The organism is Bradyrhizobium pachyrhizi, assembly GCF_001189245.1.
In the GTDB taxonomy this organism is placed as follows: domain Bacteria; phylum Pseudomonadota; class Alphaproteobacteria; order Rhizobiales; family Xanthobacteraceae; genus Bradyrhizobium; species Bradyrhizobium pachyrhizi.
In genome coordinates this window covers 40,133-41,994 of record NZ_LFIQ01000064.1, presented here as the reverse complement: position 1 = coordinate 41,994, position 1,862 = coordinate 40,133, and the positions used below count along the sequence as shown (strand labels likewise).

Annotated in this window: 2 pseudogenes; one reads left to right on the top strand and one right to left on the bottom strand. The window is 65.0% G+C overall.

Annotated elements, in window-relative coordinates:
• A pseudogene (locus AKL29_RS44760) lies at positions 1 to 1,326 on the bottom strand (indolepyruvate ferredoxin oxidoreductase family protein); the annotation flags it as partial.
• 234 nt (positions 1,327 to 1,560) lie between these two features.
• Between AKL29_RS44760 and AKL29_RS46665 the strand changes: the two are divergent.
• A pseudogene (locus AKL29_RS46665) lies at positions 1,561 to 1,862 on the top strand (cytochrome c); the annotation flags it as partial.

Genomic DNA, 1,862 nt, shown 5'->3' with positions numbered 1-1,862 from the left:
CGGGCAGCCCGAGCAGAAATACGGCGTGCGGCTAACGGGCGCGGTCGCCTGCATCTGCGTCGACTGACGGCCGTTGAACCAGTCGGCCTTTGCGCGCAGCATCTCGGCGATTTCAGGATTGAGATTAAGTCGAAGCAGCCGTTCGGTGAGCGAGCTGGCAAGCGAGGCAACGCTGAGCTCGGCGGCGAAGGTCAGGAAGCGCTTGTCGTGATCGTCCATCTTGCCGACGATGCGCGGGCGCACGTCGTCGCGCCAGTTGAACAGCTCCTGCTTGACCTGGTTCTCGACGATCTCGCGGCGCTCCTCGACGATGAAGATCTCCTCGAGGCCGACCGCGAAATTGCGCACGCCTTCCGGCTCCAGCGGCCAGGGCATGCCGATCTTGTAGAGGCGGATGCCGATCTTGGCGGCGATCTCGGGCGTGATGCCGAGCTCGCGCAGCGCCTGGCGGATGTCCTCGTAGCTCTTGCCCGAGGCCATGATGCCGTAGCGCGCGTTCGGCGAATCCATGGTGACGCGATTGACCTTGTTGGCGCGGGCGAAGGCGATCGCGGCAAAGCCCTTGTAGTCCTGTAGCCTTCGGTCCTGCTCGAAGCGGTCGTCGGGCCAGCGGATGTTGAGGCCGCCCGGCGGCAGCTCGAAATCGGTCGGAATGATGAACGGCGTCATCTCGTCGGTGAGGTCGATCTCGGCGGTCGTCTCGACCGTCTCGGTGATCACCTTCATGCCGACCCAGCAGCCGGAGTAGCGCGACATCGCGATACCCAGGAGGCCCATCTCGATCATTTCGTGGATGCTGGAGGGGTAGAGGTAGGGCATCAGCGCGGAGATGAAGGCGTGGTCGGACTGATGCGGGACGGTGGAGGATTTCGCGCCATGGTCGTCGCCGGCAAGGCAGAGCACGCCGCCATGCTTGGCGGAGCCGGCCGCATTGCCGTGGCGGAACACGTCGCCGCAGCGGTCGACGCCGGGGCCCTTGCCGTACCAGATGCCGACCGCGCCATCATATTTGGCGCCCGGCGACAGGGCGAGCTGCTGCGAGCCCCAGATCGCGGTGGCCGCGAGGTCCTCGTTCACGCCAGGCTGGAATTTGATGTTGTACTGCTCAAGATGCTTGCGGGCGGCGAACAGCTGCTGGTCGTAGCCGCCGAGGGGGGAACCGCGATAGCCGGAAATGAAGCCTGCCGTGTTGAGACCCGCGGCGCGGTCGCGCCTGATCTGCGCCATGGGCAGACGGACCAGCGCCTGGATGCCGGTCATGAAGACGTGGCCGGTGCCCTGGGTGTATTTCTGGTCGAGGCTGATAGGCCCTTGGTTGATTCCCATTTAGCCCTCTTTTCGCTGGTCGCGACGACTGCTTTTTAGCTAGTCATCCGAGCTTGTTAGAACCAGTCTATGTCGGATTTTCCGGCCCGCGCAGCACAATTCTGGGCGACCCGGCCCGTCGCTCAAAAATCGCAATTTCGTGCCGGGAATATTGCGGGGCCGTTTCGGTTTCTGTCGCAGGACAGGCCCGCGGCGAAATGGCGTAACGCGTCTTGTGGACCGGAAGGTGATCGGATGCGGCGACGATTTCGAACGACGGGTGCGATTCTGGTCGCCGCGCTGTTGTGCGGTGCGCTCGCGACCCGAGAATGTGCCGCCGCGCCGACCGACGACGTCATCGCCCGCGGCAAGGCGCTCACGATCGCCGGCGACTGTGCCAGCTGCCACACGGCCGATCCGGCAAAGCCCTTCGCCGGGGGCAAGCGGATCGACACGCCGTTCGGTGCGGTGTTCTCGCCGAACCTCACCCCCGACCGCGATACCGGAATCGGCGGCTGGAGCGACGACGATTTCCTGCGCGCGCTGCGGACCGGCGT